This window comes from Streptomyces sp. 840.1, from assembly GCF_003751445.1.
Classification (GTDB): Bacteria; Actinomycetota; Actinomycetes; order Streptomycetales; family Streptomycetaceae; genus Streptomyces.
The window spans coordinates 458068-483747 of sequence record NZ_RJUU01000003.1; the positions used below are offsets into that span (position 1 = coordinate 458068).

Annotated in this window: 26 protein-coding genes, 2 pseudogenes and 1 riboswitch; of the genes and pseudogenes, 11 read left to right on the forward strand and 17 right to left on the reverse strand. The window is 72.4% G+C overall.

Annotated features, from left to right (window positions below; genetic code table 11):
• Window positions 1-30 precede the first annotated feature (30 nt).
• Window positions 31-372 (reverse strand): annotated as a pseudogene (locus EDD93_RS34485) (VOC family protein); the annotation flags it as partial.
• A 121-nt stretch (window positions 373-493) separates the two neighbouring features.
• Between EDD93_RS34485 and EDD93_RS34490 the strand changes: the two are divergent.
• On the forward strand, window positions 494-1360 hold the full coding sequence (locus EDD93_RS34490) for a GNAT family N-acetyltransferase (protein WP_123531595.1): 867 nt from the start codon (window positions 494-496) through the stop codon (window positions 1358-1360).
• Between the two features lie 268 nt (window positions 1361-1628).
• Here the strand turns inward: EDD93_RS34490 and tkt are convergent, their stop codons facing one another.
• From tkt to EDD93_RS34520, 6 genes and pseudogenes are all read right to left on the reverse strand, one after another.
• On the reverse strand, window positions 1629-3851 hold the full coding sequence (gene tkt, locus EDD93_RS34495) for a transketolase (protein WP_123530106.1): 2223 nt from the start codon (window positions 3849-3851) through the stop codon (window positions 1629-1631).
• 97 nt (window positions 3852-3948) lie between these two features.
• Entirely contained in the window at window positions 3949-5580 is a 1632-nt protein-coding gene (locus EDD93_RS34500) for an NAD(P)/FAD-dependent oxidoreductase (RefSeq protein ID WP_123530108.1), read from the reverse strand.
• Between the two features lie 117 nt (window positions 5581-5697).
• Window positions 5698-6156 carry an SRPBCC family protein gene (locus tag EDD93_RS34505; RefSeq protein ID WP_123530110.1) on the reverse strand — a complete coding sequence of 153 codons (459 nt, stop codon included), beginning with the start codon at window positions 6154-6156 and terminating at the stop codon, window positions 5698-5700.
• 298 nt (window positions 6157-6454) lie between these two features.
• Window positions 6455-6541 (reverse strand): annotated as a pseudogene (locus EDD93_RS40575) (plasmid stabilization protein); the annotation flags it as partial.
• 45 nt (window positions 6542-6586) lie between these two features.
• Entirely contained in the window at window positions 6587-6811 is a 225-nt protein-coding gene (locus EDD93_RS34515; protein WP_123530112.1) for a DUF2945 domain-containing protein, read from the reverse strand.
• A 426-nt stretch (window positions 6812-7237) separates the two neighbouring features.
• Entirely contained in the window at window positions 7238-8203 is a 966-nt protein-coding gene (locus EDD93_RS34520) for a pirin family protein (protein ID WP_123530114.1), read from the reverse strand.
• Window positions 8204-8345: 142 nt separating this feature from the next.
• On the opposite strand from EDD93_RS34520, the gene EDD93_RS34525 reads away from it, so the two are divergent.
• Both EDD93_RS34525 and EDD93_RS34530 read left to right on the forward strand, forming a co-directional pair.
• Window positions 8346-8702, forward strand: coding sequence for a tetratricopeptide repeat protein (locus tag EDD93_RS34525; protein WP_123530116.1), 357 nt, complete (start codon window positions 8346-8348; stop codon window positions 8700-8702).
• 112 nt (window positions 8703-8814) lie between these two features.
• Window positions 8815-9321 carry a GNAT family N-acetyltransferase gene (locus EDD93_RS34530; protein ID WP_123530118.1) on the forward strand — a complete coding sequence of 169 codons (507 nt, stop codon included), beginning with the start codon at window positions 8815-8817 and terminating at the stop codon, window positions 9319-9321.
• Between the two features lie 87 nt (window positions 9322-9408).
• Here EDD93_RS34530 and EDD93_RS34535 read toward each other — a convergent pair whose 3' ends face one another.
• Window positions 9409-10182: a CbtA family protein gene (locus tag EDD93_RS34535; RefSeq protein ID WP_123530120.1), complete on the reverse strand. Its 774-nt coding sequence runs from the start codon at window positions 10180-10182 to the stop codon at window positions 9409-9411.
• 29 nt (window positions 10183-10211) lie between these two features.
• Entirely contained in the window at window positions 10212-10427 is a 216-nt protein-coding gene (locus tag EDD93_RS34540; RefSeq protein ID WP_123530122.1) for a CbtB-domain containing protein, read from the reverse strand.
• Between the two features lie 2 nt (window positions 10428-10429).
• Window positions 10430-10579: riboswitch (adenosylcobalamin (AdoCbl) riboswitch) on the reverse strand.
• Window positions 10580-10690: 111 nt separating this feature from the next.
• Here EDD93_RS34540 and EDD93_RS34545 point away from each other — a divergent pair.
• Window positions 10691-11275: a histidine phosphatase family protein gene (locus tag EDD93_RS34545; protein WP_123530124.1), complete on the forward strand. Its 585-nt coding sequence runs from the start codon at window positions 10691-10693 to the stop codon at window positions 11273-11275.
• 195 nt (window positions 11276-11470) lie between these two features.
• The gene (locus tag EDD93_RS34550) at window positions 11471-12373 is read left to right on the forward strand and encodes a family 16 glycosylhydrolase (RefSeq protein WP_123530125.1); all 903 of its coding nucleotides are present in this window, start codon (window positions 11471-11473) and stop codon (window positions 12371-12373) included.
• A gap of 160 nt (window positions 12374-12533) precedes the next feature.
• Here EDD93_RS34550 and EDD93_RS34555 read toward each other — a convergent pair whose 3' ends face one another.
• From EDD93_RS34555 to EDD93_RS34565, 3 genes are all read right to left on the reverse strand, one after another.
• Window positions 12534-12953, reverse strand: coding sequence for a RidA family protein (locus tag EDD93_RS34555; RefSeq protein WP_123530127.1), 420 nt, complete (start codon window positions 12951-12953; stop codon window positions 12534-12536).
• A 131-nt stretch (window positions 12954-13084) separates the two neighbouring features.
• Window positions 13085-14209 (reverse strand): sorbosone dehydrogenase family protein, encoded by a 1125-nt coding sequence (locus EDD93_RS34560; protein ID WP_123530129.1) that lies wholly within the window; start codon window positions 14207-14209, stop codon window positions 13085-13087.
• 225 nt (window positions 14210-14434) lie between these two features.
• Window positions 14435-15874 (reverse strand): NAD(P)/FAD-dependent oxidoreductase, encoded by a 1440-nt coding sequence (locus EDD93_RS34565; protein WP_221217379.1) that lies wholly within the window; start codon window positions 15872-15874, stop codon window positions 14435-14437.
• A 117-nt stretch (window positions 15875-15991) separates the two neighbouring features.
• On the opposite strand from EDD93_RS34565, the gene trxA reads away from it, so the two are divergent.
• Window positions 15992-16363 (forward strand): thioredoxin, encoded by a 372-nt coding sequence (trxA, locus tag EDD93_RS34570; protein ID WP_123530131.1) that lies wholly within the window; start codon window positions 15992-15994, stop codon window positions 16361-16363.
• Window positions 16364-16445: 82 nt separating this feature from the next.
• Here trxA and EDD93_RS34575 read toward each other — a convergent pair whose 3' ends face one another.
• Together EDD93_RS34575 and EDD93_RS34580 are read right to left on the reverse strand one after the other, a co-directional pair.
• On the reverse strand, window positions 16446-16808 hold the full coding sequence (locus tag EDD93_RS34575; RefSeq protein WP_260256087.1) for a hypothetical protein: 363 nt from the start codon (window positions 16806-16808) through the stop codon (window positions 16446-16448).
• 52 nt (window positions 16809-16860) lie between these two features.
• Window positions 16861-17880, reverse strand: a complete 1020-nt coding sequence (locus EDD93_RS34580) for a LacI family DNA-binding transcriptional regulator (protein ID WP_123530133.1) — start codon at window positions 17878-17880, stop codon at window positions 16861-16863.
• A gap of 109 nt (window positions 17881-17989) precedes the next feature.
• Here EDD93_RS34580 and EDD93_RS34585 point away from each other — a divergent pair, with 109 nt between their 5' ends.
• The gene (locus EDD93_RS34585) at window positions 17990-18457 is read left to right on the forward strand and encodes a type II toxin-antitoxin system PemK/MazF family toxin (RefSeq protein ID WP_123530135.1); all 468 of its coding nucleotides are present in this window, start codon (window positions 17990-17992) and stop codon (window positions 18455-18457) included.
• Between the two features lie 113 nt (window positions 18458-18570).
• Here the strand turns inward: EDD93_RS34585 and EDD93_RS34590 are convergent, their stop codons facing one another.
• Window positions 18571-19413: a TIGR02452 family protein gene (locus tag EDD93_RS34590; protein WP_123530137.1), complete on the reverse strand. Its 843-nt coding sequence runs from the start codon at window positions 19411-19413 to the stop codon at window positions 18571-18573.
• A 147-nt stretch (window positions 19414-19560) separates the two neighbouring features.
• Between EDD93_RS34590 and egtA the strand changes: the two genes are divergently transcribed.
• From egtA to egtD, 4 genes are read left to right on the forward strand one after another with little or no spacing between them, the layout of a single operon-like run.
• On the forward strand, window positions 19561-20880 hold the full coding sequence (gene egtA, locus EDD93_RS34595; protein ID WP_123530139.1) for an ergothioneine biosynthesis glutamate--cysteine ligase EgtA: 1320 nt from the start codon (window positions 19561-19563) through the stop codon (window positions 20878-20880).
• Window positions 20877-22235, forward strand: coding sequence for an ergothioneine biosynthesis protein EgtB (gene egtB, locus EDD93_RS34600; protein WP_123530141.1), 1359 nt, complete (start codon window positions 20877-20879; stop codon window positions 22233-22235). The genes egtA and egtB overlap by 4 nt, the downstream gene beginning before the upstream one ends.
• The gene (gene egtC, locus EDD93_RS34605) at window positions 22235-22990 is read left to right on the forward strand and encodes an ergothioneine biosynthesis protein EgtC (RefSeq protein WP_123530143.1); all 756 of its coding nucleotides are present in this window, start codon (window positions 22235-22237) and stop codon (window positions 22988-22990) included. Before egtB ends, egtC begins: the two co-directional genes overlap by 1 nt.
• Window positions 22987-23949 (forward strand): L-histidine N(alpha)-methyltransferase, encoded by a 963-nt coding sequence (gene egtD, locus EDD93_RS34610; protein WP_123530145.1) that lies wholly within the window; start codon window positions 22987-22989, stop codon window positions 23947-23949. The genes egtC and egtD overlap by 4 nt, the downstream gene beginning before the upstream one ends.
• Here the strand turns inward: egtD and EDD93_RS34615 are convergent.
• Both EDD93_RS34615 and EDD93_RS34620 read right to left on the reverse strand, forming a co-directional pair.
• Window positions 23892-24755: a 1-acyl-sn-glycerol-3-phosphate acyltransferase gene (locus tag EDD93_RS34615; protein ID WP_123530148.1), complete on the reverse strand. Its 864-nt coding sequence runs from the start codon at window positions 24753-24755 to the stop codon at window positions 23892-23894. The genes egtD and EDD93_RS34615 overlap by 58 nt on opposite strands.
• The gene (locus tag EDD93_RS34620; RefSeq protein ID WP_123530150.1) at window positions 24752-25594 is read right to left on the reverse strand and encodes a GNAT family N-acetyltransferase; all 843 of its coding nucleotides are present in this window, start codon (window positions 25592-25594) and stop codon (window positions 24752-24754) included. The genes EDD93_RS34615 and EDD93_RS34620 overlap by 4 nt, the downstream gene beginning before the upstream one ends.
• Window positions 25595-25680: the final 86 nt, after the last annotated feature.

Here is a 25680-nt window from a genome sequence, read left to right on the forward strand (position 1 = left end):
CCGGCCCAGAACGCAGAACCCGTGGCCCTAGGGATCCGCGAGGACCATCCACGGCACCTCGCCCTGTCCCACGTCGGCGGGGGTCGCGCCGAGGGACCTGAGGCGGGTCGCCGGCTCCGCCTGGTGCTCGGCGGATGTCGTGGCGAGATCGAGGTGCAGACGGTTCTTCGTGGCCGTCTTGGGTTCCGGGACGATGACGACGTCGATGCAGACGGCGGACGCGTCCGGCCAGACGAAGCCGCCGCCGGGTTCGACGTTGCTCACCCCCGGTCCCTCACTGGACAGCTCCCAGCCGGGCGCGTCCGCCCAGAATCGGCCGATGGCCGAGTCGTCAACGGCCTTTATGTTCACCTGAACAGGTCGCAGTGCCATGACAAGACCCTGTGCGCGCCCACTCGGCCGGGCGAGGGTCTCGGTCTGGTCGGTCGGGGCAGCGCTCATGGGCCGGTTAATCGGTTGCGGCCCCTTCGGGATGGGGTATCTGATCCCGGCTATGACGATTGTGCTGCGGTCGCCGGCGGTCAGCGGGGTGCGCGAGGCCATGGCCTCGCTGCGGGCATGGCAGTACGACAGGGCGCCGATGCAACTGCACTCGGGGGACATCGGCTGGAACTACCGCTTGGGGACGGCCGAGACGGCCGCGGCGGTACGGACCTGGAGCCGGGAAGGACGGATCCTCGCGGTCGGGATGCTGGACTCGCCGACGGTGGTGCGGATGACGGTCGCTCCGGACGCCTTCCGGGACGAGGGCTTGGCGCGGCGGCTCGTCGAAGACTTCTCGCTGCCTGAGCGCGGCGTGCTGCCGGATGGAGCGGTGTCGATCGAGGCGCCGCCGGGCCTGCTGCTTCACGAGCTGTTGACCAGGGAGGGCTGGGGCCTCGACGAGCCGTGGACGCCTCTCTTCCGCAGCCTCGCGGAGCCGGTGGCGGACCCCGGCGTGCGGATCGGGGCGATCGGTCCGGAGCAGGCGCACGATTTCGCCGACGTCCTGCGGTCGGCGTTCAACACCTCCGGCCCCAGGCGCTCTTACTGGCCCGCGATGTCGGAGGGACCGTTCTACGCCGACGCCCGCTGTTTGGGCGCCTATGACGACCGGGGCAACCTGGCGGGGGTGGTGACGGTGTGGTCGGCCGGCCCGGGGAAGCCGGGGCTGGTCGAGCCCATGGGCGTACACGAGGACCACCGCGGTCGCGGCTACGGCCGCGCGATCACCATGGCCGGGGCGGCCGCCCTGCGGGAGATGGGCTCGTCGAGCGTGCGCGTCTGCACGCACAGTTCCAACGTCGCCGGCATCGCCACGTACAAGGCGGCCGGGTTCGAGGCGCAGCCGGCGGTACGGGACCGGATACGGGTGGTCTGACGTGGAGCCACGGCGCGGACCCTTGCGGGCGGCGCCGGCAGTCACCGGGCCCGGAAACGAAGTAAGCCACCGCCAACCGATTGCACCAGCTCATCAGGCTGTCGCGCAGAGACTCGACCACGGACTCGACCAAGGAGGAGGGCAGTGCGAACAGAGCGTCACCGGGTGGGCGGGTCCTCCGTGTCGGGGCCACGGCCGCCCGGTGAACGCCCCTGTCGGGTCGAGCCTGCGGGCACCCACCGCCGCACGCGAGCCGGAGCCTGTCGTCTCAGGCGGGCGCGTCCCCCGTGCCGCCGGCTGTGGGTGCGGCGTCGGGCCGCTCGCCGCCCGGCCTGGCGTTCCCGCGTGCCGTCTCCATGCTTGCCAGCGCGGCGGACACGACAGCGTCCGGCGTCAGTCCGAACTCCTCGTAGAGGCGCTCGTAGTCGGCCGACGCGCCGTAGTGCTCAAGGCTGACGATGCGGCCCGCGTCACCCACCACGTCCCGCCAGCCCTGTCCCACCGCGGCCTCGACGCTCACCCGCGCTCGCACCCCGGGCGGCAGCACCGTGTCCTGGTACTCGGCCGGCTGCGCGGCGAACCATTCACGGCACGGCATGGAGACCACGCGTGCGGCATGTCCCTGCGCCGCCAGCCGTGCACGTGCCTCCAGCGCGATGGGCACTTCCGAACCGGTGGCGACGAGGATGACGTCCACCCGGTCCTGCGCCGTGTCGGCCAGTACGTACCCGCCGCGTGACGCACCCTCCGCCGGGGCACAGGCGTCCGGCCCCCTTTCGAGGACGGGCAGCTTCTGGCGGGTGAGAGCGAAACCGGCGGGCCGGTCGCGGTGCTCCAGCACGGTGCGCCAGCAGACAGCTGTCTCGTTCGCGTCGGCGGGACGCACGACGTCCAGGCCGGGGATCGCGCGGAGAGCGGCCAGATGCTCGACGGGCTGATGGGTGGGCCCGTCCTCGCCCAGGCCGATGGAGTCGTGGGTCCACACGTAGATGGCGGGCAGCTGCATCAGGGCGGCCAGCCGCACCGCCGGGCGCATGTAGTCGCTGAAGGTCAGGAAGGTGCCGCCGTAGGGGCGGGTGAGGCTCTGCAGTGCGATGCCGTTCAGCACGGCCCCCATCGCGTGTTCCCGGATGCCGAAGTGGAGCGTGCGCCCATAGGGGCCGCCCGGCCACATCTCGGTCTGCTTGGCGGCCGGCACGAAGGAGGGCTCGCCCTCCATCGTCGTGTTGTTGCTCTCCGCGAGGTCGGCGGAGCCGCCCCACAGTTCCGGAAGGACGGGCGCCAGCGCGGTGAGCACCTCGCCGGAGGCCTTGCGCGTGGCCATCGGGCCGGAATCGGCGGGGAACACCGGCAGGTGGCCGGCCCAGCCCTCCGGCAGGCGCTGCTCCCGCAGCCGGTCGAGCAGTTCCGCCCGCTCTGGATGGGCCGCCCGCCACTTCTCGTAGCCGGGCTCCCAGGCCCGGCGGGCCGCGGCGCCTCGGCCGCCGACCTCGCGAGCGTGCGCGAGGACTTCGCCCTGCACGGCGAAGGTCTGTCCGGGATCGAAGCCGAGCACCCTCTTGATTCCCGCGACCTCCTCGTCGCCGAGCGCCGAGCCGTGCGCCTTGCCGGTGTTCTGCTTGGTGGGAGCCGGCCAGCCGATGACCGTACGCAGGATGATCAAGGAGGGGCGCGTCGTGTCCCGCTGGGCGTCGCGGACCGCCTCCAGGACGCCGTCCACGTCCTCGACGTAGGCGCCGGTCCGGGTGAAGTCGACCGTGTGCACCTGCCATCCGTACGCGGCGTAGCGGGCGGCGACATCCTCGCTGAAGGAGATGTCGGTGTCGTCCTCGATCGAGATGCTGTTGGAGTCGTAGAAGGCGATCAGGTTTCCGAGTTCCTGATGGCCGGCGAGGGATGCCGCCTCGGCAGTGACCCCCTCCATGAGGTCACCGTCCGACGCCACCACGTAGACGTGGTGGTCGAAGGGGCTGGTGCCGGCCGGTGCGCCGGGGTCCAGCAGACCGCGCTCGCGCCGCGCCGCCATGGCCATGCCGACGGCGGAGGCGAAGCCCTGCCCCAGCGGGCCCGTGGTGATCTCCACGCCCCGGGTATGGCGGTACTCGGGGTGCCCCGGAGTCGCGGAGCCCCAGGTCCGCAACTGCCGGAGGTCGTCCAGCTCCATGCCGTAACCGCTCAGGTACAGCTGGATGTACAGGGTCAGGCTCGAGTGGCCGCAGGACAGCACGAACCGGTCCCGGCCGAGCCACTGGTCGTCGGCGGGGTCGTGCCGCATCACCTTCTGGAACAGCAGGTACGCCAGCGGAGCGAGGCTCATCGCCGTGCCCGGGTGGCCGCTGCCCGCCTTCTGGACCGCGTCGGCGGCCAGCACCCGCACGGTGTCGACCGCCCGCACGTCCATGGGCCCCCAGCCCGCCTCGTCGGCTGTGGGGAGAGCCAGTTCGTGCGAACGGCCGTCGAGGATCGTGTTCGGGTCTTCGCGGTATTCCATCGGGTTCCTCCTCGTCGGCATGGGCCGGCCCCGCCGCCGCACGGCGTCCGGCCGGCGGGCTTCGTGGCCGGGCCCGGCGGGGTGTTCCGACCGCTTGTCAGCGTCTTCTTTCCTCGCCTGCCCGATTGCGGCGCGCCAACGCGCGCTGGGTGCCGGAGACGACCGCCCCGAAGGCCCGCGAGCTGCGGATCGCGGCACGTGCGGCGTTGGCGCCGGGGGCACCGTGCACCCCGCCGCCGGGGTGGGCCGAGGCGGAGGCCAGGTAGAGGCCCGCGACCGGCGTCTCGGGGCGGCCGGTGCCGGGAACCGGGCGGAAGACCAACTGCTGGTGCATAGCCGTGGTGCCGCCGTTGATCGCACCGCCGTGGAGATTGCTGTCAGCACGCTCCAGGTCCGGGGGGCCGAGCACGCGCCTCGCGAGGATCGTGTCCCGGAACCCGGGGGCGTAGCGCTCGATGTGCTTCTCGACGCGGTCGGCCATCGCCTCCCGCTCACCGGCGTCCCAGCGGCCGGTCAGCCCGTCTTCGCCCGCGTCGGCCTTCACGCGGTGCGGGACGTGCGTGTACGCCCAGGCCGACTCCGTCCCGAGCGGCGAGCGGGAGGCATCGGCTGTGGTCATCTGCCCCAGCAGGCTGAACGGGCGGTCCGGGATCCGCCCCATCGCGATCTGCGCGGCGAACCGGGTGAGTTCGTCGACGCCCTCGGCGACATGGACCGTGCCCGACGTCCGGGCCTCCGGGGCGCTCCAGGGGAGCGGCCGGTTCAGGGCCCAGTCGACCTTGAACGTGCCGAAGTCCCACTGGAACCGCTTCAGGTCGTCGAAGACCCGCGGCGGCAGGTGCTCCGCCGCGACGAGATCCAGGTAGAGGGAGGGCGCCGACACATCGGCGAGGACCGCCTTGCGGGCCGGGACCGCGGAGCCGTCCGCCGTCCGCACCCCCACCGCGCGGCCGCGCCGTACGACGACTTCGCTCACCCGCCGGCCGCAGTGCACGCTGACGCCTCGGCCCCGCAGGCGCCGTACCAGAGCGGCCGTCAGCGCCCCGGATCCGCCCACGGGCACGGGGAAACCGTAGGCCTGCCCCAGCATGGCCATGAGCCAGCCGAATCCGCCGCTGCCGGCGGCCTCCGGGGCCATATCCGCGTGGAGCGCGCAGCCGGCCAGCAGCAGGCGGCCGCCCTCACCGGAGAACTCCTCCTCGCCCAGACGGCGCACGGGCAGAATCATGCTGCGCGCCAGCCGCAGTCCCCCGGCCGCACGCAGCCGGCCTGCCAGCGTGACCATGCCGCGTACCGGCGGAAAGGGCGTGAAGAGGGTGCTCAGAATATCCTCGCCGACCCGGTCCCAGAGATCGCAGAGGTCGCTCCACGCCCTGCCGTCCCCCGGGGCGGCCCGGTCGAGCCCGTCGGCCGTCACCCGCCGGTCGCGGTCGAGGATCGCGCAGGAGCCGTCGAGCAGCGGGTGGGCCAGCACGTGAGGTGCGTGGGACCAGCGAAGGCCCTCCTTGGCGAGGTCGAGTCCGTTCAGCACCGGCGAAGCCGCCGCCAGCGGATAGAACGAGCTGAACAAGTCGTTCACGAACTCGGGATGCACACCGCGGTCGCTGCGCACCGCCCCTCCTGGGGTTTCCTGCGCTTCGAACACCTCGACCGTCCAGCCCGCGTCCGCGAGCAGATTGGCCGCCACCAGGCCATTGGGACCGGCTCCGATCACCACCGCGTCGGCCATGCGTCGTCCCCTTCGTCATGTCCGTCGGCGCGCGGATCGTGTCGTCCGTCCCGCGTCGCGTCGTGGCCGTGTCGTCAGTTGGAACTCACGGTTTTCCCAGGTCACCGTTTTCCCAGGTCACCCCGTGCGGACGCCGTGGGCGTCGGCCTCGGCGTCGACCACCTTGGCGAGCCGCTCCAGCATCGCGCGGTGGCGGAGCTGGAGCACGGCGTCGAACACGGCGTTGTGCAGAACGCCACCGAGCCCCCGCAACGGATGCTCATCGAGGATGACCAGTGTTCCCTCGCCCCACGGGCGGATGTCGAAGGCGATCCTCGCGGTCCCCATGGGCCCACTGAACACCTCGAGTTCGAGAGCACCCGGCCGCTCGAGCCGCCGTACGGTAGTGCGCCCTTCGAACTCCTTCGGCCCCAGGCGCAGGGTGTAGGCGATAGAAGATCCCAGACTCGGCCAATTCCCCTCAGCGGGACGCGAGTCCGATGTTCCTACCACCCATTCCGCGTACTGCTCGGGCTGTTCCAGCACGGCCCACAGGGCCGAGGGCGGGTGGTTGATGAGCTGATGGCGGACAGCCATGAACGCCTCCACGCACGCAAATGGATGAGTGGCAAGGGCTGAATCGGACACTTATCACTCTAGTTGCCATTGGATGTACCAACATGTCGGCGATGAGTCTTCATCGGTCTCGCCGTCCCTCCGGGGCCGGCGCCCCGTGGGCCGGCATTCGCTCGGAGCGGGCGCCGGCTGGCCGTCGGTCGGGGGCGAGCCGGCCTGGGGCCATAACTCACGTCATGTGTTCCCTCGGTCACGGGAACGAGACCGGGTTCGACTGATATATCCCCTGAGCGGCCCCGCCCCAGGCGTAACCAGCCCTTCAACGGCCGACGGCCTTGAGCAGCTCCTCCTTGTTCATCGTGGAGCGGCCCCCGATGTTCTTCTTCTCGGCCTCTTCGTACCGCTGGCCCTTCGGGCGGCCCCGGACCCCGCCGGCCCGCGCTGCCGCCGCTTACGACCCGTCGTTCTTCCGGCGCAGCGACTCGGGCTTGTGCACGGCCGTCCTGCCCGTCTTGTCGCTCTCGACCTCGTACTGGGGATCGTCCTTCGACGCAGCCACGGTTCGGCCGGCGGCCTTGGTGCGCCGGTCAACCTTCCTCGTGACAGAGCCCTCGACCGTCTTCCCGTGGCTCTTCCATTCGACGTCGTCCCCTGCGGAGAGCTTCTTCTTGGTCATGGAAGGCGTCCCTCTCTCAAGGATCGTGGTTCCGCGGCCCGCCAGGCGATTCACTGACGTCGGGGCGGTAGACCAGGGCAGCATGAGTGGGCGAGATGGCTGACACCGAATACCTGGAGTACGCGCGGTGAGTGGCAGCAGCGAGTAGCCCTGTTCCATGACCGGGTCAGGCACCTCTCACCGGACATCGTGACACCGCGGGAGACGGGGCGCACCCCCACTGCACAACGGGCCCGTCAGCTGCCGGACGACGAGTTCCACAGGGCCGAGCAACAGGAGCGGGAGCCGGAGAGCGCTGGTCGGGCAGGGCAGGCACCGCCCTAGGAATCGACCTACCGGAGGCGCAACTGCGCCCCTCCGCCGTACTGGCGGGGGGCCGCAGCCGGCGCACACGACTAAGACCGTCGGAGAACACATCCCTCCAGGTCAGCGCACCCGTCCCCGCGGTTTCAGCGCCACCGGCGGCAGTGCGGGAGCAGACAGCCGGTCGCCGTCGTAGCCGTGCACCTCACCGAAGCGGGAGCCCTCCGCCCACGCCTGCCGGGCCTCCTCGATCTCCTCGTGGGAACGCCCCACGAAGTTCCACCACATGACGATCTCCTCCTCGAAGGGCTCACCGCCCACGAGCATCAGACCGGCGTCGGACTCCGCGCGCAGCGGGAGTTCGGTGCGGCCGCAGCCGAGGTAGAGCATCGAACCCGGCAGGACGGGTACGCCGTCGACCTCCGCCTCGCCGGACATCGACAGCACCGCGTACTCGAAGTCGGGGTCGAGCGGGAGGCGGGCCTCGGCGCCCCGGCGCAGCGCCAGGTCGGCGCCGACGATCGGGGTGTACGCGGTGCCGGGCGAGAGCGCACCGTCGAGTTCGCCGAGGATCACCGTGGCGGTGAGGCCGGGGGCCGTGACCGTCGGCAGGTCCGTGTGGTGCTGGAAGTGCGGCTCGGCGTCGCGGTGGGCGTCGGGGAGCGCGACCCAGAGCTGTGCGCCGTGCAGCAGAGCGGCGTGCGGCCTGGGGCTCTCCTCGGAGTGGCTGATCGCCCGGCCCGAGGTCATCAGGCCGAGTTCGTACGGGCGGATCGTCGCCAGGCTGCCGAGGCTGTCGCGGTGCAGGACCTCGCCCTCGTGCAGCCAGCTGACGGTCTGCAGGCCCATGTGGGGGTGGGGCGGCACCTGCATCCCGGGCTCGTCGGTGATGTCGTCGGGGCCGTAGTGGTCCACGAAGGCCCAGGCACCGACCATGCGGCGGCCGAGGTTGGGCAGCAGTCTGCGCACCTCGGTGGACTCCCCGAGCTTCACCCGACGCGGGGTGAGGAGTTCGCGTACGGGTTCGGCGACGACGAAGCCGCGCCCTCCGCAGACGGAGGGAACTGCCTGGCGATCGAGATTGCTCATGGCGCTCAACCTATTCCCGTACGGGCCCGGTCCGACGGCACCCACGCCGAATATTTAGTGGAATGTTAAACCACCTTGGAGTGTTGTGACCATCGACGCAGCCGGGACGGGCCCGGCGGCGAGCCTCGACCGAGGAGGACGAATGAGCGACACCTACTACGAGTTCGGTACCGCAGCCGAGCGGTGGGAGCGCGCGCAGTTCTTCTTCGAATCGAAGGAGTACCTGGTGGCGGCCCGGATCCTGGGCGGGCTGGTCGAGGAGGTGCCGGAGCAGGTCGCGCCGCGCCTGCTGCTGGCGAGGGCCTACTACCACTCGGCGCGGCTCGGCCGGGCCGAGACGGAACTGCGGGCGGTACTGGAGCTCGACCCCGTGGAGCACTACGCCCGGCTGATGCTCGGCCGCACGCTGGAGCGCCAGGGGCGGCAGACCGAGGCGGCGACACACCTGCGGGTGGCGGCCGCGCTGGCCGGGGACTTCACCCCGGCGGGCGGCGCGTGACCGCAGGTCGACCGGGGGTGCCTGCGGCGGGTGGGACATGCGGTACGGGCGGGCGTTCACCGGGAGATATCCGGGTGCGGCCCGCCCGCACCGCGTGATAGTCCACTGCGTCATGACCGTTATCGATACCCCGCGCCTCCTGCTCCGCGCGATGAGCGCATCCGACGTCGAGCACGTGGTGGAGGGCCGGCCACCGGAAGGCGTCCGGTGGGCGGCCGGATACCCCTCCCAGGGCGAGCGGGCGGCGGCCACGCGCGTCCTGCGCGCCATTGCCGAGACCGGGGATCCGGCTCCGTTCGGCTCGTACGAGATACGGCTCGGCAAGGACGGGCCGGTGATCGGCGGGCTCGGGTTCCACGGGGTTCCCGACGAGGCCGGGCACGTCACGATCGGCTACGGGCTCGTGCCCTCGGTCCAGGGCATGGGGTACGCCTCCGAGGCGCTCCGCGCGCTGCTGCGGTTCGCCCGCGGCCTGGGCGTCGTCTGCGTGCACGGGGACACCGACCTCGACAACGTCGCGTCCCAGCGCGTCATGACGGCCGCAGGCATGCGCCTGGTGCGTGAGGACTCCCTGCTGAAGCACTACCGCGTGGACTGGGACGGTCCCGCCGGGCGGTGACGCGAGCCGGCCCGTGACGCGGCGGAACCCGCGAGGACTCACCTCGCGGGTTCCGGCGCTGCACGGGCCCGACGGCGCGTGGGCGGGTCAGCCCGCCGCGGCCGCGGCGCGTTCCGCTGTTGTGCCGCCTGCACGGGCAGGCTGCGCCCTCGGCACCAGCAGCCGTTCGGTGAGGTAGCCGAAGAGCAGCCCGAAAGTGGTCCACAGCGTGACCTGGACCGCGAGCGTGGCCAGCCTGAACTGCCACAGCAGGGTGGCCGGGAAGCCCTTTCCGACCTCGTTGAACGAGGGCAGGAAGACGTACGCGAGACCGATGAGCAGGACGTATCCGGCCCCTGCGGCGATCGTCGCGTTCCAGGCGCCCAGGCGGGGTGCCAGCCGCCTGCCGAGGATGACGGCGGCGACGGCCAGCAGCACGCTGAGGGCGACCATCAGGAAGAACAGTGCCGTGCGTCTGCCGATGGTGTCGGGGTTGCCGACGGCCGGCGGATTCGCCGGGTACTTCAGGAACGGCACGACGTACACGGCCAGCAGGGCCGCGCCCGCGATCAGCGCCGCGGTGGCGCGCGGACCGAAGCGGCCCATCCGGCCGAGCGCGTAACAGAAGACGAGTGCGGCGATGCCGCCGATGGCCACGCCGAAGACGACTACGCCGGTGGCGAGGCCCGCGGTGGACTGCATGGTGCGGCTGACGAGTTCCTCGCCGCCACCGTGGTCGTGGCTGTGCGCCTCCTCCAGGGCGATGGCGGCGTCCACCCGGGACTCGCCGAGGAAGTAGGCGACGGCCAGCGCGAGCGCGCCCGCGACGAGGCCGGCCAGCATGCCGCGGACCAGCAGAGCTCTGACAGATATGGAGTTCATGAGGGATTCCCCTGGATCAGCCCGGTGGGTCAGTGGCAGGGGAAACCGAGCAGGTGACGGCCGTCGTGGACCCACTCGTGCACGCCCGCGCCCGAGATGACGGAGGTGGCGCCCTGCTCGGCGCCGACGAAGTAGAGCAGGATCAGCATGAGGATGCCGAAGAAGACCGCCCAAGGGGCGATGGCCTTCAGTGAGATGGGAGTGATGGCGGGTGCGCCGGTGGCGGGGGCAGCAGTCTGTGCCATGGCAGAACCTCCTGTGGGAACACGCGTCCCGATCGTGGTGCCTGAGACGAAGGTGCTGGGTCTGACTTCCCCGCACAGGTACGGGTTCACAGTGGCGCGACCGTGCCGGATTCTCACCGGACTTCCGTCACACCCTCGTCGTGTGGTCGCGACCATACCGCCTGGGCGTGGGCGCCGCCATGGTGCGGTCCGGGCGTCCGGGAAGCCCTGATGCCATGGTGTGGTCGGGCAAGTGGCCACCGTTCAGGGAGTTGAGGGCAGCAATGACGGTACGGGTGATGTTGATCTCACCGGCGATGAACGCGGCGCTGCGCGAGGCCCGGTTCGCCGGTGACGCGCCGCTCGACGACTCCGGACTCCGGCAGGCGCGGGCCGCCGCACCCGCCGTGCCATCGGCGGCCAGGCGCATGCGCGGCCCGTCCATGCGCTGCACCGCGACCGCGGACGCACTGGGGCTCCGGTCCGAACCCGAACCCGCCCTGCGGGACTGGGAGATGGGCCGCTGGTCCGGCGCCCGGCTGGCCGAGGTGAGCACGGCCGAGCCGGACGGGGTGGCCGCCTGGCTGAGCGACCCGGCCGCCGCGCCGCACGGGGGTGAGTCCCTGCTGGAACTGTGCACGCGGGTGGGCTCGTGGCTCGACTCCCCGCACGGAAGCGACGACGGGCGGGTGCTGGCGGTGGCCGAGCCCGCCGTGATCCGCGCCGCGACGGTCCACGCACTGGACCTCCCGCCGCAGGCCTTCTGGCGGCTGGACGTCGCCCCGTTGACCGTCACGGAGCTCAGCGGCAGGTCGGGGCGGTGGAACCTGCGCTGCGGCCGGCCGCTCCCGGCGGAACCGGAGAGCTGACGAACGCGCCGACGGGGCGGCGGCCCGGTGCGTGCAAGAACTGTGGTCTGCCAAGAGCCTTGACACGCTCTTGGTTCACTTCTTAAATCACGAAGTGAACTAAGGCCTCAACTCCCCCACGTGGCCGCCATGCCCCCACTTGTCATATGCATGGTGAGTCACATTTCCTCCGTCCCGTACGGAAAGGAAATTCACATGAGCTCCCCCCACCTGACCAGGCGCCTCCTGGTCTCCGCACTCTCGGTACTCGCCCTCGTCTCCGCCACCTCCGGCCTCGCCTCCGGCGCCCCCATGCCGTCTCCGGCCTCGAAGGGATCCGTCACCACGCAGGCGTCCACCGCCGCCGCGACGTTCACCGACGACTTCGACGGAGCCGCAGGTTCCGCCGTTGACGGCGGTAAGTGGCAGATCGAGACCGGTGACAACGTCAACAACCACGAGCGGCAGTACTACACGGCCGGGAACAGCAACGCGGCGCTGGACGGCCAGGGCCATCTGGTCATCACCGCGCGCAAGGAGAACCCGAACAACTACCAGTGCTGGTACGGCACCTGTGAGTACACCTCGGCGCGGCTCAACACCTCGGGCAAGTTCACCCAGACCTACGGCCACGTCGAGGCCCGGATGAAGATCCCGCGCGGCCAGGGCATGTGGCCCGCCTTCTGGATGCTCGGCGACGACATCGGACAGGTCGGCTGGCCCAACTCCGGCGAGATCGACATCATGGAGAACGTCGGCTTCGAACCCAACACCGTCCACGGCACCCTGCACGGCCCCGGCTACTCCGGCTCCGCTGGCATCGGCGCCGGCTACAGCCTCCCCGGCGGCCAGGCCTTCGCCGACGACTTCCACACCTTCGCCATCGACTGGGCCCCCGACTCCGTCACGTGGTCCGTCGACGGCAACGTCTACCAGCACCGCACCCCCGCCGACACCGGCGGCAACACCTGGGCCTTCAACAAGCCCTTCTTCCTCATCCTCAACCTCGCCGTCGGCGGCTACTGGCCCGGCGACCCCGACGGCAACACCACCTTCCCCCAGCAACTCGTCGTCGACCACGTCCGCGTCACCACCAGCGACAGCCAGCCCCCGGCCTGAGCGAAACGGTCCCGCCGGGCGGCCGCCCGGCGGGACCGCGTGCGCCGTCTGCGGCACGGCGTGGGCCCTGCCGGCTGCCCTCGGCGCCACCGGGGCCCCACGCCCGGATCACCGGATGCCGGCGCTCGCCCCCTCGAAGGCAAGGATCCGCTGTGCGGCTTCAGCCGCGAGGGGAAGCGGATCGCCGGCCAGCACTCGGCGCCACGGCCAATGCATCGATCTCGACCCGGAAGTCCGGGTGGACCAGGCCGGCCACCCTCACCAAGGAGCAGGCAGGCGGGTTCTTGGCGTCCTGGTACTCGTCCCGCACTGTGCGGAACGCGCCCAGGTCGTCCAGGTCGGTCAGGTAGACCGTCAGTTTGACCACGTGTTCCAGACCTGAGCCTGCTGCCTCCAGCGCGGTGATCAGGTTCGCGTAGACCTGCCGGACCTGGGCCTCGGCATCGTCCTTACCGACCGGATTGCCGTCGCCGTCCAGGGGGACCTGCCCCGAGACGGCGACCATCGCTCCGGTGAAGGCGACCGCGTGGCTGTAGCCGTTGACGGGCGGTGAACCGTTGGGACGTATGAAGTGCTCCATGGCCGCCGATCATGCCACGACCGGAAATCAGCCCCTGCCGGCCGCACCGCGACCGGCGGGGCCGGGACCGCGGTTCGCGGTCCCGGCCCCGCGGGCCTCCCGGCTGTCAGTGTGCGCGGTACCTCATCGGCTCACGCCGGGTCGATGCGCGAGATGCTGCCGCCGATGGCGAGAACATACAGTTCGCCGTCGCCGCCCTCCACGAACGAAATGACCTCGCCGCCCTGGACTCCGAGGTCACCCTCGCCGGTGACCTCGCCGTTCTCGATCTGCAGGGTGCGGATCGTGCCGTCGCAGTAGTCGCTGAACACGTACGTGCCCTTGAGGCCGGCGATGGCATCGCCTCGGTAGACATAGCCGCCGGTGACCGAGCAGCCGAGGCCGCTGCGGTCGTACTCGTGCACCGGCGGCACGTGGTTCGCGGGCTCGGTACCGCCGCGGAAGGGGTGGTTGCCCTCCATCGAGGACCAGCCGTAGTTCTCGCCGCCCTTGCTGGCCGCGGGAGCCCAGTCGATCTCCTCCCAGTCGCTCTGGCCGACGTCGCCGATCAGCAGGTCGCCCGTGCCCGCGTCGAACGAGAACCGCCACGGGTTGCGCAGTCCGTATGCCCAGATCTCGCCCCGCGCCGTCGGGTCGTCCACGAACGGGTTGTCCGCCGGGATGGCGTACGGGTCGCCGCCGCCCGGATCGATCCGCAGAAGCTTGCCGAGCAGCGTGCCGAGGTTCTGGCCGTTGCCGTCCGGGTCGCCGCCCGATCCACCGTCACCGAGGCCGATGTAGAGATAGCCGTCGGGACCGAACATGATGTCGCCGCCGTTGTGGTTCGAGTACGGCTGGGTCTGTGTCAGAACGGTGCGCCGGGTGTCCGGCCGGATCGCGCCGCCCTCCATGGCGAACTCGTCCACGGTGCTCGTGCCTTCGAGGTCCGTGAACGAGATGTAGAAGTGGGCGAAGTCCGGGTCGAACGCGATGCCCAGCAGGCCGCGTTCGCCGTCGATGGTCGTCTCGTCGGAGATGTCCAGGACCGGCTCGCCGATCCCCTGGGCATTCAGAACCCTTACGGTTCCGGCGCGTTCGGCGATCCAGACCGTGCCGTCCGGCCCGGCGGTGCCGGCGGACGGGCTCGTGGCCCGCGCGACTTCGTTGAGGACGACCGACGCCGACTGCTGCGGGGCGGCCGACGCCGTGGCGAGAGCCAGGGACGCGGCGATACAGGCAGCGCCGACGATCGCCGTGATTCTGGTGCGTACTTTCACCGTGGCCTCCTGGAGGCGGTGAGTGGGGGGAGGTTACCCGGCCGCTCGGGACAGAGTCGGCCGGGCATCGCGCTCGCCAGCACGCAACCAGGGGTGGGGAACGGCGTGCCGCTGGCACGCACGAGGATAGAGGGACAGGACCCCCTTGGCCTAGACCACAGGAGGGATGACCCGCTCCGCCCACCGCACCCGCAGGCCTTCGCCGTCCGGCCTCAACTTCCGCCGCTACCCACGGAATGTCTCCAGGAGCCGCAGCCAGATCTCGCTGATCGTCGGGTAGGCGGGTACCGCGTGCCAGAGCCGCTCGATCGGGACTTCCGCGGCGACCGCGATCGTCGCCGAGTGCAGCAGCTCGCCGGTCCCCGGGCCCACGAAGGTGACGCCGAGCAGGATCTCCCGGTCGAGGTCGACGATCATGCGGGCGCGGCCCCGGTAGCCGTCCGCGTACAGCCCGGCACCCGCCACCGCGCCGAGGTCGTGGTCGACGGCCCTGACCCGGTGGCCCGCCTGCTCCGCCTCGGCCAGGGTGAGGCCGACCGAGGCGGCCTCCGGGTCGGTGAAGACGACCTGGGGGACGGCCGAGTGATCGGCGGTGGCCGCGTGGGCACCCCAGCGGTCCGTCTCCAGCAGCGGGACGCCCTCGGCGCGGGCGGCGATGGCCGCCCCGGCGATGCGGGCCTGGTACTTGCCCTGGTGGGTAAGGAGCGCCCGGTGGTTCACGTCACCGACGGCGTAGAGCCAGCCGGTGCCCTCGACCCGGCAGCTGTCGTCCACCTGAAGCCAGGAACCCGGCTTCAGGTGCACCGTTTCCAGGCCCAGGTCGTCGGTGCGCGGGGCGCGGCCGGTGGCGAAGAGGATCTCGTCGGCCTCGATGCTCTCACCGTTGTCGAGTTCGACGGTGACCGGTCCGTCAGGGGCCGGGCGCCGCAGCGCGGCGGCCGAGACACCGAACCGGACATCGGCTCCGGCGGCGGTGAGCGCCTCCGCCACCAGCTCACCGGCGAACGGCTCCATCCGGGGCAGCAGCCCCGCGCCCCGGACCAGCACGGTGACCTCGGAGCCCAGCGCGCCCCACACCGTGGCCATCTCCACACCGACCACTCCCCCGCCGACGACGACGAGCCGGCCGGGCACCTCCTTGGCACTCGTCGCCTCACGGCTGGTCCAGGGGCGGGCCTCCGCGATCCCCGGCAGGTCGGGGACCACGGCCCGGCTGCCCGTGCAGACGGCGACGGCGTGCCGGGCGGCGAGCCGGTGCTCCGTGCCGTCGGGCGCCGTGACGGAGACCGCCTTCGTCCCGGTCAGCCGGCCGGTGCCCCGGTAGATGTCCGCGCCGATGCCCTCCAGCCAGGCCACCTGGCCGTCGTCCTTCCAGTGCGAGGCGTACGCGTCCCGGTGGGCGAGGACCGCCTCGGTGTCCAGCGGTCCCTGGACGGATCCGCTGAGCCCGGGGACGCGGCGGGCCTCGGCGCGGGCGACGACCGGGCGCAGCAGGGCCTTGCTCGGCATACAGGCCCAGTAGGAACACTCACCACCGATGAGCTCGGACTCCACGATCGCGGCACTCAGGCCCGCGGCCCTGGCCCGGTCCGCCACGTTCTCACCCACCGGACCGGCACCGATGACCACGACGTCGTACTCGACAGGCTCCACAGCATGTGTCATGAGGACCATTTTGGTCATGGGTGTGCGCGGCGGCCACATGGGCAGGCGGAATAGTGCAAGCACAGGCACCGTTGTCCGGGGACACGTCCGCACGGGCACAGGAAGAGGTAGCAGAGCATGAGCACCGTAGAGCTCACCAAGGAAAACTTCGATCAGGTCGTCAGCGAGAACGAGTTCGTCCTGATCGACTTCTGGGCTTCCTGGTGCGGCCCGTGTCGGCAGTTCGCCCCGGTCTACGACTCGGCGTCCGAGCGTCACGCCGATCTGGTCTTCGCCAAGGTCGACACGGAGGCGCAGCAGGAGCTGGCCGCGGCGTTCGAGATCCGGTCGATCCCGACGCTCATGATCGTCCGCGACAACGTCGCGGTCTTCTCGCAGCCGGGCGCGCTGCCCGAGGCCGCGCTCGAGGACGTCATCGGTCAGGCCCGGAAGCTCGACATGGACGAGGTCCGCAAGTCCATCGAGGAAGAGCAGAAGGAGCAGAAGTAGGCGTTTCGTACCAGCGCTCGAAGCCCGTCGGGGCCCGGCCGTCCCGGCCGGGCCCCGACGCGTTCCCGCTCGGCGGCCCGCCTCAGCCGTCCGTGCCCTTCTCCGGGACAGGCTGCTGGTGCGGGGTGGGCTGTTCCGGGGCCTGCTCGTCGGGGGCCTGCTCGTCCGGGACTGACCCGTCCGAGATCCGGGCCGAGAGTCCGTAGTCGAGTTCCGAGCCGTCGACCAGAATCGCCTCGACGGTCTGCGTGGCCGGGTCGATGTCCGCCACCATGCCCTCCCCGGCGTAACGGGGGTAGCCGGACTCGCCCGTCGCGCCGGTCGCCTCCACGACCGCCGACCGGATGGTCCGCCCCGGGCCGGGGGCGCCGGCACCGGTCTCCTTGGCGTCGGCGAACTGGGGGACCAGCAGGATCTCGTAACTCTGCGGATGGCTCATGGTCATGACGCTAGGCAAGGGAGGTCCGCCGCGCACGTTGCCGCGCTGGAGGGGCCGCTCAGCTCGATTCGCGGTGGACGGCCCGCGCCCGCAGCAGGTCGTGCCGCTCGGGTTCCTTCCCGGGGTGCCGTACCAGCCGGTCGACCAGGTCGGCGAGCGGCAGCTCCGTGTCCAGTTCCATGCGCACGCTGCTGAGCCTGGGCCTCAGCAGCCTCGCCAGCATCAGGTCGTCCGCACCGACCACCGCGGTCTCGCCCGGGATGTCGATGTCCGCGTCCTGCAGCGCCCGCATCAGGAGCATCGCGTGGATGTCGTCGTGCGCGAAGACGGCGTCCAGGCCGAGGGTGCGCCAGCGGGCGGCGAGCGCGGCGGCCGACTCCTCGTCGTGGCGCAGCGGCAGCGGGACGATCCGGGCCCTGCCTGCGGCGGCCTGCCGGGCGCCGGTGAGTCTGGGTCCGGCGAACAGCGCGGGGCCCGGCTCCCCGGGCATCACCACGCCGATCCGGCGCCGGCCGCGTTCCAGCAGGTGTCTGACGGCGCAGTGGCCGACCTTGCGCTGGTCCATGATCAGCGCGTGGGCGCCCGCCACGGGCTGCGGTCCGAGCGTGATCACTGCCTTGGCGCCGGAGCGCCGGAGCACGGCGGTGCCCTGCGGAGTGAGCGGGACGGAGCCGGGCGCGATGACGGCGACGGGCCGGAGCTCCGCCCAGGCGCGGGCCGCGTCGTCGGCGTCCAGCCCGAGGGAGCCGTACTGGACCACGGTGTAGTCGAGGCGGCGCAGTCCGGATTCCAGCTCGTGCAGGAAGCGGTGGTGCAGCGGGCCGGAGGGAAATCCCCCGATGGGCAGCAGCACCATCCGGGAGTGTCCGGCGCGCAGGCTCCGGGCGGCGGCGTGCGGTACGTAACCGAGTTCGGCGGCCGCGTCGCGCACCCGTCGGCGGGTCGGATCGCTGATCCGCACGGCCGCGTTGTTGTTCAGTACGTAGGACACGGTGGCCCGGGAGACGCCGGCGAGCCGCGCCACGTCGGCGCTGGTCGGAACGGGGCCTTCGGCGGGCTGCTCGGGTAACTGAATCATGGCGTCGGGCAGTCTTACAGACCCGTTCGGTACGGCCGCGCTCCGGTCCCCGTACCGGTTTCGCGGCCCCGCTCCCCGCGAGGGGCCGTGCAGGTTCTACGGTGTTGCGATGACCATCCAGCACCGCAGCGACATCAATGACGGCTCGGCCGCCTCTCCGGGCCGCACCGGGCCCGGCGCGACCTCCGAGGCCGACCCGCACGGGGTGGGCCCGGTCCGCGCCACGTACGCCCCCGACCGGGACGGCGATCCCGACCCCGGCGAAATCGTCTGGACCTGGGTGCCGTTCGAGGAGAACGACGGGCGCGGCAAGGACCGTCCGGTTCTCGTCGTGGCACGCGAGGAGTCGGGCACCCTGCTCGCCGTACAGCTCTCCAGCAAGCAGCACGACCAGGAGCGCGAGTGGGTGGCGCTGGGCGCGGGGCCCTGGGACAGCTCGGGGCGCCAGTCCTGGGTCGACCTGGACCGGGTGCTCCGGGTCCACGAGGACGGGATGCGGCGCGAGGCGTGCGCCCTGGACCGGGACAGGTTCGACCTGGTCGCCGGGCGCCTCCGGGAGCTCTACGGCTGGAAGTGACGGCTCCCGCGGCCCGTCGCCTCCACGGGGGCCCCCGTGGACCGGTGGCGGGCCGCAGACCCGAACGGCCCAGGCCGGCCGTACCGGCTGACGTCGAAGCCTATGGCTCAACGTCAGGGTGAGGGTTGACCCATTTCACCGAACACCTGATCGAAGGCAGCCCTGGTGGCCGAGGCGCCGTCGCGGTCGAGGATGCCGAACACGACCTGCTCGAAGTGGCCCGCGAACCGGCCGCCGTCGGCCAGCAGCGCGCGGAACACGCCCGCCACCTCCGCCGGATCGCACTGGAACACGCCGCACCCCCAGGCGCCCAGCACCAGCCTGCGGTAGCCGCGCACCGCCGCGACCTCCAGCACCCGCTCGGCCCGGGAGGCGAGGGCGGCCGCGATCAGGTGCGCCGAGCCGGAAGCGGTGCGGCGGATCACCCCGGCGTTGGGGGCGGGCGAGGTGAGGAATCCCGCCGTGTACGGGGTGTCGAGGAGCCGGCCCCGGTCGTCGCGGAAGACCGGCACACCCGGTGAGTGGATGACCCGGTCGGTGTAGAAGGCGCTGCGTTCGGCGCGGTGGTGGGCGTAGAACTCCGGGGCGCGGCGCAGCGTGGCGTACAGGGCGGAGCCACGGCACAGGGCCTCCTCCTGCGCCTGGGCCCCGTTGAGATAACCGCCGCCGGGATTACGGGCGGAGGCGTAGTTCAGGACGGCGACCTTGCCCGGCCGTTCGCCGGTCAGCCGGGCGGCCGCGCGCAGGCTGCTCTCGCCGGTCACCTCGATGGCCGGTGTGCGGTCGCGGTCCAGCGAGGCCACCGGCACCGGCTCGGGACCGTACAGCCTGGTGCCCGAGAGGGCAGCTGTCAGCGCCCGCTCGATGCTCACTTCCCGCCCCTGCGGCGTGCGGTAGAACCCCGCCTCGACGATGGACTCCGTCTCGCGCGCGATGCCGCGCAGCCGGGCGCTCACCGGCCCTCCCCCTTATGGTGCATACGGGGCATGATCGACGCTTCCCCGGTTCGGACGCAACCGGGTTTCCGATGCGCCGGGGCACTCTTGTGCGAACTCCCGGCAGGGGTTTGGGTAGGACGGACGCACCGGCAAAGGAGGCCCGGCATGTCATCCGAAACGTCCGGCGGCCACGGTCCGCCCGGCCACGCCCCGCCCCTCGGCGAGGGCGAGGCGGAGGATCTACTGCGCGGCATCTGCTTCAAGACGGGACCGCCGCGCATCGTTGGGGTCGAGCTCGAATGGCTCCTGCACGATCGAGACCGTCCGCACAGTCCCGTCCCGCACCACCGTCTCGAAGCGGCCGCAGCCGCAGTCCGGGCGCTGCCCCTGAACGCCGCGGTCACCTTCGAACCCGGCGGACAGCTGGAGCTCAGCTCACAGCCCGGCGATTCCCTCATGGCGTGTGTCAACGACACCGCCGACGACCTCGTCTTGGTACGTGCCGCGCTCGACCGGCTGGGTCTCACCGCCGTCGGGCTCGGCGTCGATCCCTGGCAAACGCCGCGCAGGCTGCTGCGCGAACCCCGCTACGAGGCCATGGAGAAGGCCCTCGACCGGTGGGGTCCGGCGGGCCGCGCCATGATGTGCACGACCGCGTCCGTCCAGGTCTGCCTGGACGCCGGAGAGGAGGAGCCCGGCCCGCTCGGTTACGGGCGGCGCTGGCAGCTGGCCCATCTGCTGGGCGCGGTGCTGGTGGCGGCCTTTGCCAACTCGCCGTTCCGGCAGGGCAGGCCGACGCCGTGGCGGTCCGCGCGCCAGTCGCTGTGGGCCGACCTCGACCCGCTGCGCACGCTCGCCCCGGCCGGATCGCTGCCGGCCCGGGACGCCTGGGCCGCGCATGTCCTGGACACGCCGGTCCTGTGCATCCGTGGCGGGGAGGGGCCGTGGTCCGTGCCCGAGGGGCTCAGCCTCCGGGAGTGGATCCGCTCCGGGGCGCCGCGCCGCCCGGACCGGTCCGACCTCGACTACCACATCACCACGCTGTTCCCGCCGGTCCGTCCGCGCGGGCACCTCGAACTGCGCATGATCGACGCGCAGTCCGGTACCGACGGATGGCTCGTGCCGCTCGCGGTCACCACTGCCCTGTTCGACGACCCGGAGGCCGCCGAGACCGTGTACCGCACCGTCAAACCGCTGGCCGAGACGGCGGGACCGCTGGCCGCTCCGCGCAATCCGCTCTGGTTCGCCGCCGCCCGGGACGGGCTGGCCGATCCCGAACTGCGGGTGGCGGCCAACGCCTGCTTCGAGCTGGCCCTGGACGCGCTGCCCCGGATCGGTGCGACGCGGGCGGTGCGGGACGTGGTGGCGGACTTCCACGACCGGTACGTCGCCCGGGGCCGATGTCCCGCCGACGATCTCCGGGCAGCCATGCTCGCACCCGACCGGACGGACGGCCGGTACGACCCGAAGGGGACCCTCTCATGACCGACTCCCCCGCGACCTCGCCAGCCGGGCCGCAGCGCCCGGACGCACCCGACGCGCTGGACCCCGAGGCGCTCCGCGAGCGCGCCGTCGCGGCGCTCCTCACCGCACGGGAGCGCACCACGCTGCTCACCGACAGCGTGGACGACAACGAACTCATCGCCCAGCACTCACCGTTGATGTCGCCCCTGGTCTGGGACCTCGCGCACATCGGCAACCAGGAAGAGCTGTGGCTGCTGCGCAACGTGGGCGGACGGGAGGCGATGCGCCCGGACATCGACGGCCTGTACGACGCCTTCGAGCACCCCAGGGCCACCCGCCCCTCCCTGCCGCTGCTGGCCCCCGCCGAGGCCAGGTCGTACGCCGCCGAGGTGCGCGGCCGGGCCCTGGACGTGCTGGGGGCGACCCCGCTCGGCGGACGCCCGCTGCTGCGGTCCGCGTTCGCCTTCGGGATGATCGCGCAGCACGAACAGCAGCACGACGAGACCATGCTGATCACCCATCAACTGCGTTCGGGGCCTGCCGCGCTCAGCGCCCCCGAGCCGCCCCGGGCCACCGATGCGGCCGCGCTCCACGCCGAAGTGCTGGTCCCCGGGGGCCCCTTCACCATGGGCACCTCGACCGAGCCATGGGCTCTGGACAACGAACGCCCCGCACACCGGCGCGAGGTTCCCGCCTTCTTCCTCGACACCGCCCCGGTGACCTGCGGCGCGTACCGGGCGTTCATCGAGGACGGCGGCTACACCGAGCAGCGCTGGTGGGCGCCCGAGGGATGGGCGATGGTCCGTGAACACGAGCTGACGGCACCGCAGTTCTGGCGCCGGGAGGCCGGCCAGTGGCTGCGCCGGCGCTTCGGCGTGACCGAACCAGTACCGGCGGACGAACCGGTGCTGCACGTCAGCTGGTACGAGGCGGACGCGTACGCCCGCTGGGCCGGGCGCAGGCTGCCGACCGAGGCCGAGTGGGAGAAGGCGGCCCGCCACGACCCCGCCACCGGACGGTCCCGGCGCTTTCCGTGGGGCGACGAGGAGCCCACACCGGAGCGCGCCAACCTCGGCCAGCGCCATCTGCGGCCCGCCCCGGCCGGGGCGTACCCGGCCGGCCGGTCGCCGTCCGGCGCGGGGCAGCTGATCGGGGACGTGTGGGAGTGGACGTCGAGCGACTTCCTGCCCTACCCGGGCTTCGCGCCTTTCCCGTACCGCGAGTACTCGGAGGTGTTCTTCGGTCCGGGGCACAAGGTGCTGCGCGGCGGTTCCTTCGCGGTGGACGCGGTGGCCTGCCGCGGTACGTTCCGCAACTGGGACCTGCCGGTCCGGCGGCAGATCTTCTCGGGGTTCCGGACCGCGAGGGATGCCTGATGTGCCGTCATATCGCTTATGTGGGGCCGCCGGTGCCCCTGGGCGAGGTGCTGACCGAGCCCGCGCACTCGCTGGTGCGCCAGTCCTGGGAGCCGCGCCGGCAGCGGCACGGGACGGTCAACGCGGACGGCTTCGGCGTCGGCTGGTACGCGGAGGGGGACCCGGTCCCCGGACGTTACCGCCGGCCGGGGCCCGTCTGGGGCGACCGGACCTTCGCGGACCTGGCCAGAGTGGTGCGCAGCCGTGCCGTGCTGGCCGCGGTCCGCGATGCCACCGAGTTCGATCCGGACGGCGAGGCGGCGGCCGCGCCGTTCGCCGGGGGCGAGGTGCTGTTCAGCCACAACGGCGCGGTGAAGGGCTGGCCGGGGTCGATGGCGCCGCTCGCGGCGACGCTGCCCGCGGCCGAACTCCTGCGGCTGGCCGCACGCTGCGACTCGGCGCTGGTATGGGCCCTGGTGCGGCACCGGCTCGCGGCGGGCGACGCGCTCCCGCAGGCCGTCGCGGACACCGTGCTGGAGGCCGCCGAGGCTGCCCCCGGCTCCCGGCTCAACCTGCTGCTCACCGACGGCTCGACCATCGTGGCGACGGCCTGGGGCGACACCCTCTGGTACCGGTCCGAGCCCGGCCGCCACGCGATCGTGGCCTCGGAGCCCTACGACGACGATCCACTCTGGTGCGAGGTCCCCGACCGCACCCTGCTCACCGCGACCCGCGCCGATGTTCTGCTGACCCCGCTCAAGGAGCCCACCGAGTGAGTCCCTTTCTGCTGACCCGCAACCTGCCGTTGGACGCGACGGACGCGGCGCTGCGCGCCGACGTGCTGGACGGTCTGACCCGGCAGCCGAAGACCCTGCCGCCCAAGTGGTTCTACGACGCCCGGGGCAGCGAGCTGTTCGAGGAGATCACCCGGCTGCCCGAGTACTACCCCACCCGTGCCGAGCGGGAGATCCTGATCGACCGGGCCGGCGAGATCGCCGCCGCGTCCGGCGCCCGGACCCTGGTGGAACTGGGTTCGGGCTCCTCGGAGAAGACCCGGCACCTGCTCGACGCACTGCCGCAGCTGCACACCTACGTGCCGGTCGACGTGAGCGAGAGCGCGCTGCGCGGGGCGGCCGAGGCGCTGCTCGAGGAGCGGCCCGGCCTGTCCGTGCACGCGCTCATCGCCGACTTCACCGGCGCGCTGACGCTGCCCGAGACCCCGGGACCGAGGCTGGTCGTGTTCCTGGGCGGCACCATCGGCAATCTGCTGCCCGAGGAGCGGGCCGCCTTCCTGACGTCCGTGCGCTCACTGCTCTCCCCCGGTGACGGCCTGCTGCTCGGTACGGACCTGGTGAAGGAGGAGGACGTGCTCGTAGCGGCGTACGACGACGCCGCAGGGGTCACGGCGGCGTTCAACCGGAACGTCCTGTCGGTCGTCGACCGGGAGCTGGGGGCCGACTTCGAGCCTGCCGACTTCGAGCACGTGGCCCGCTGGAACCCGGAGCGCGAGTGGATCGAGATGCGGCTGCGGGCCCGCCGGGACCTGACGGTGAAGATTCCGGAGCTGGATCTGGTGGTGCCGTTCGAGGCCGGTGAGGAGCTGCGGACCGAGGTGTCCGCGAAGTTCCGCGAGGACGGTGTGCGGGACGAACTGGACCGGGCCGGGCTTCGGCTGGCTCAGTGGTGGACGGACGCGGCGGGCAGGTTCGCGCTGTCGCTGGCCACGGTGGACTGAGACAGCCGGGCCAGCGCACGGCGGCCGGGCACCGCGCCCGCCGGGATCGGCGTGGCTACGTGGATCTCGGCGGTCAGCCCGGCCGCCCGCACCACCCGCCAGAGCGAGGCGGCCAGCGGGTCGTCGCCGACGAAGGCCGCCGCGCCCGCCGGGGCGCGGCGGTCCCGCGGTCCGTACAGGTAGCGGATGCGCAGCGGCTGGACCGCGGCCCCGGCGTCGATCGCGGCCTGGAACGCGGCGGGCCGGAACCGGCCGCCCGGCCCCCGGCCGCACCAGGTGCTCCCCTCCGGGAAGACCACGACCCGCGCGCCGCCCCGCAGCGCCGACGCGACGGCGCGCACGGTGGCGGGCAGCGCACGCAGCCGCTCGCGCTCGACGAACAGGGTGCCGCCGAGCGCCGCCAGCGGGCCGAGCAGCGGCCAGCGGCGGATGTCGCTCTTGGCCAGCATCCGGCCGGGGAACACCGCCGCGACCAGCGGGATGTCCAGCCAGGAGACGTGGTTGGCGACCACGAGCACCCCGGGGGCGCCGTCACCCGCCGCGTCACCCCGCGCGGCGGGCGGCCCGGTCACCCGCACCCGTACCCCGAAGGCCCGCAGCACGCCGTGCGCCCAGCAGCGGATCAGCCGCTCCCGCCGGGCCCCACCGAGCAGGGACAGGGCGAGCGGGGCGCACACCACCCCGGCGAGGGTCAGCGCGCATCCGGCCAGCAGCAGGGCCGCCGCCGGGACCGGGTGTCTGGCCGGGCCCTCGTGGACCACGCAGCCGGGCGGGGTGCACGGGGAGGCGGGCAGCCAGTGGCTCATTGCTGCGGGGCGAGCGAGAGGAAGTGGCGCAGATAGCGCGGGTCGGTGCCGCGCAGCGACAGCAGTACGTACAGATCGGCGACGTTGAACTCGGGGTCGTGGGCGGGCGCCCCGCAGACGCGGGCACCGAGGCGCAGATAGCCGCGCAGCAGCGCCGGGAGCGCGGCGAGCCCGCCGGGACCGGCGGGAAGCGCGGCGGGGGCCTGCCAGAGGCGGTGCGGGGAGACCCAGTAGTCCTCGGGTGCCAGGTGCTTGGTCCGTACGGTCTCCCAGGCACGGGCCGCCGCCCCGCCGCCGTCGGTCAGGGGTATCGAGCAGCAGCCCGCCAGCCAGTTGTGCCCGGTCCGCTCCATGTAGCGGGCCAGGCCGGCCCAGATCAGGGCGATGACGGCGCCGTCGCGGTGGGCCGGGTGGACGCAGGAGCGGCCGACCTCGACCAGGTCGTCACGTATCGGGTCGAGCCTGGTGAGGTCGAACTCGCCCTCGGCGTAGAGGCGTCCGGCGATCCGGGCCCGCTCGGGCGGCAGCAGGCGGTAGGTGGCGACGACATCGCCGGTGGACGCCTCGCGGACCAGCAGGTGGTCGCAGTACGCGTCGAACGCGTCGCTGTCCAGTCCCGGTTCGGGGCCCTCGAGGCGGGCGCCGAACTCGGCGGCGAAGACCTGGTGGCGCAGGCGCTGGGCGGCGCGCACCTCCTCCTGGTCCACGGCGAGGGAGACCCGGTAGCGCGGCGGGGCGGCGGGGCCGGCCTGCTGCTGCGCGGGAACGGGCGGGACGGGGGCGGCTGGGGTGGCAGCGGTGGCCGGGGAGGTGGCGGGAGCGGTGGGCAGCGCGGGCATGACGGCCTCCGGGGACGGATCGGCAGGGGCGGCTGCCGGGCCGCCTCAGCGGTTCGGCGGCCGGCTCCCTACTTCTTCCGTGACCG

Excerpts from the sequence above, each read along its gene's own strand:
- EDD93_RS34490 (WP_123531595.1), top strand. The coding sequence starts at position 494 with ATGACGATTGTGCTGCGGTCGCCGGCGGTCAGCGGGGTGCGCGAGGCC.
- tkt (WP_123530106.1), bottom strand. The coding sequence starts at position 3,851 with ATGGAATACCGCGAAGACCCGAACACGATCCTCGACGGCCGTTCGCAC.
- EDD93_RS34500 (WP_123530108.1), bottom strand. The coding sequence starts at position 5,580 with ATGGCCGACGCGGTGGTGATCGGAGCCGGTCCCAATGGCCTGGTGGCG.
- EDD93_RS34505 (WP_123530110.1), bottom strand. The coding sequence starts at position 6,156 with ATGGCTGTCCGCCATCAGCTCATCAACCACCCGCCCTCGGCCCTGTGG.
- EDD93_RS34515 (WP_123530112.1), bottom strand. The coding sequence starts at position 6,811 with ATGACCAAGAAGAAGCTCTCCGCAGGGGACGACGTCGAATGGAAGAGC.
- EDD93_RS34520 (WP_123530114.1), bottom strand. The coding sequence starts at position 8,203 with ATGAGCAATCTCGATCGCCAGGCAGTTCCCTCCGTCTGCGGAGGGCGC.
- EDD93_RS34525 (WP_123530116.1), top strand. The coding sequence starts at position 8,346 with ATGAGCGACACCTACTACGAGTTCGGTACCGCAGCCGAGCGGTGGGAG.
- EDD93_RS34530 (WP_123530118.1), top strand. The coding sequence starts at position 8,815 with ATGACCGTTATCGATACCCCGCGCCTCCTGCTCCGCGCGATGAGCGCA.
- EDD93_RS34535 (WP_123530120.1), bottom strand. The coding sequence starts at position 10,182 with ATGAACTCCATATCTGTCAGAGCTCTGCTGGTCCGCGGCATGCTGGCC.
- EDD93_RS34540 (WP_123530122.1), bottom strand. The coding sequence starts at position 10,427 with ATGGCACAGACTGCTGCCCCCGCCACCGGCGCACCCGCCATCACTCCC.
- EDD93_RS34545 (WP_123530124.1), top strand. The coding sequence starts at position 10,691 with ATGACGGTACGGGTGATGTTGATCTCACCGGCGATGAACGCGGCGCTG.
- EDD93_RS34550 (WP_123530125.1), top strand. The coding sequence starts at position 11,471 with ATGAGCTCCCCCCACCTGACCAGGCGCCTCCTGGTCTCCGCACTCTCG.
- EDD93_RS34555 (WP_123530127.1), bottom strand. The coding sequence starts at position 12,953 with ATGGAGCACTTCATACGTCCCAACGGTTCACCGCCCGTCAACGGCTAC.
- EDD93_RS34565 (WP_221217379.1), bottom strand. The coding sequence starts at position 15,874 with ATGACACATGCTGTGGAGCCTGTCGAGTACGACGTCGTGGTCATCGGT.
- trxA (WP_123530131.1), top strand. The coding sequence starts at position 15,992 with ATGAGCACCGTAGAGCTCACCAAGGAAAACTTCGATCAGGTCGTCAGC.
- EDD93_RS34575 (WP_260256087.1), bottom strand. The coding sequence starts at position 16,808 with ATGACCATGAGCCATCCGCAGAGTTACGAGATCCTGCTGGTCCCCCAG.
- EDD93_RS34580 (WP_123530133.1), bottom strand. The coding sequence starts at position 17,880 with ATGATTCAGTTACCCGAGCAGCCCGCCGAAGGCCCCGTTCCGACCAGC.
- EDD93_RS34585 (WP_123530135.1), top strand. The coding sequence starts at position 17,990 with ATGACCATCCAGCACCGCAGCGACATCAATGACGGCTCGGCCGCCTCT.
- egtA (WP_123530139.1), top strand. The coding sequence starts at position 19,561 with ATGTCATCCGAAACGTCCGGCGGCCACGGTCCGCCCGGCCACGCCCCG.
- egtB (WP_123530141.1), top strand. The coding sequence starts at position 20,877 with ATGACCGACTCCCCCGCGACCTCGCCAGCCGGGCCGCAGCGCCCGGAC.
- egtC (WP_123530143.1), top strand. The coding sequence starts at position 22,235 with ATGTGCCGTCATATCGCTTATGTGGGGCCGCCGGTGCCCCTGGGCGAG.
- EDD93_RS34615 (WP_123530148.1), bottom strand. The coding sequence starts at position 24,755 with ATGAGCCACTGGCTGCCCGCCTCCCCGTGCACCCCGCCCGGCTGCGTG.
- EDD93_RS34620 (WP_123530150.1), bottom strand. The coding sequence starts at position 25,594 with ATGCCCGCGCTGCCCACCGCTCCCGCCACCTCCCCGGCCACCGCTGCC.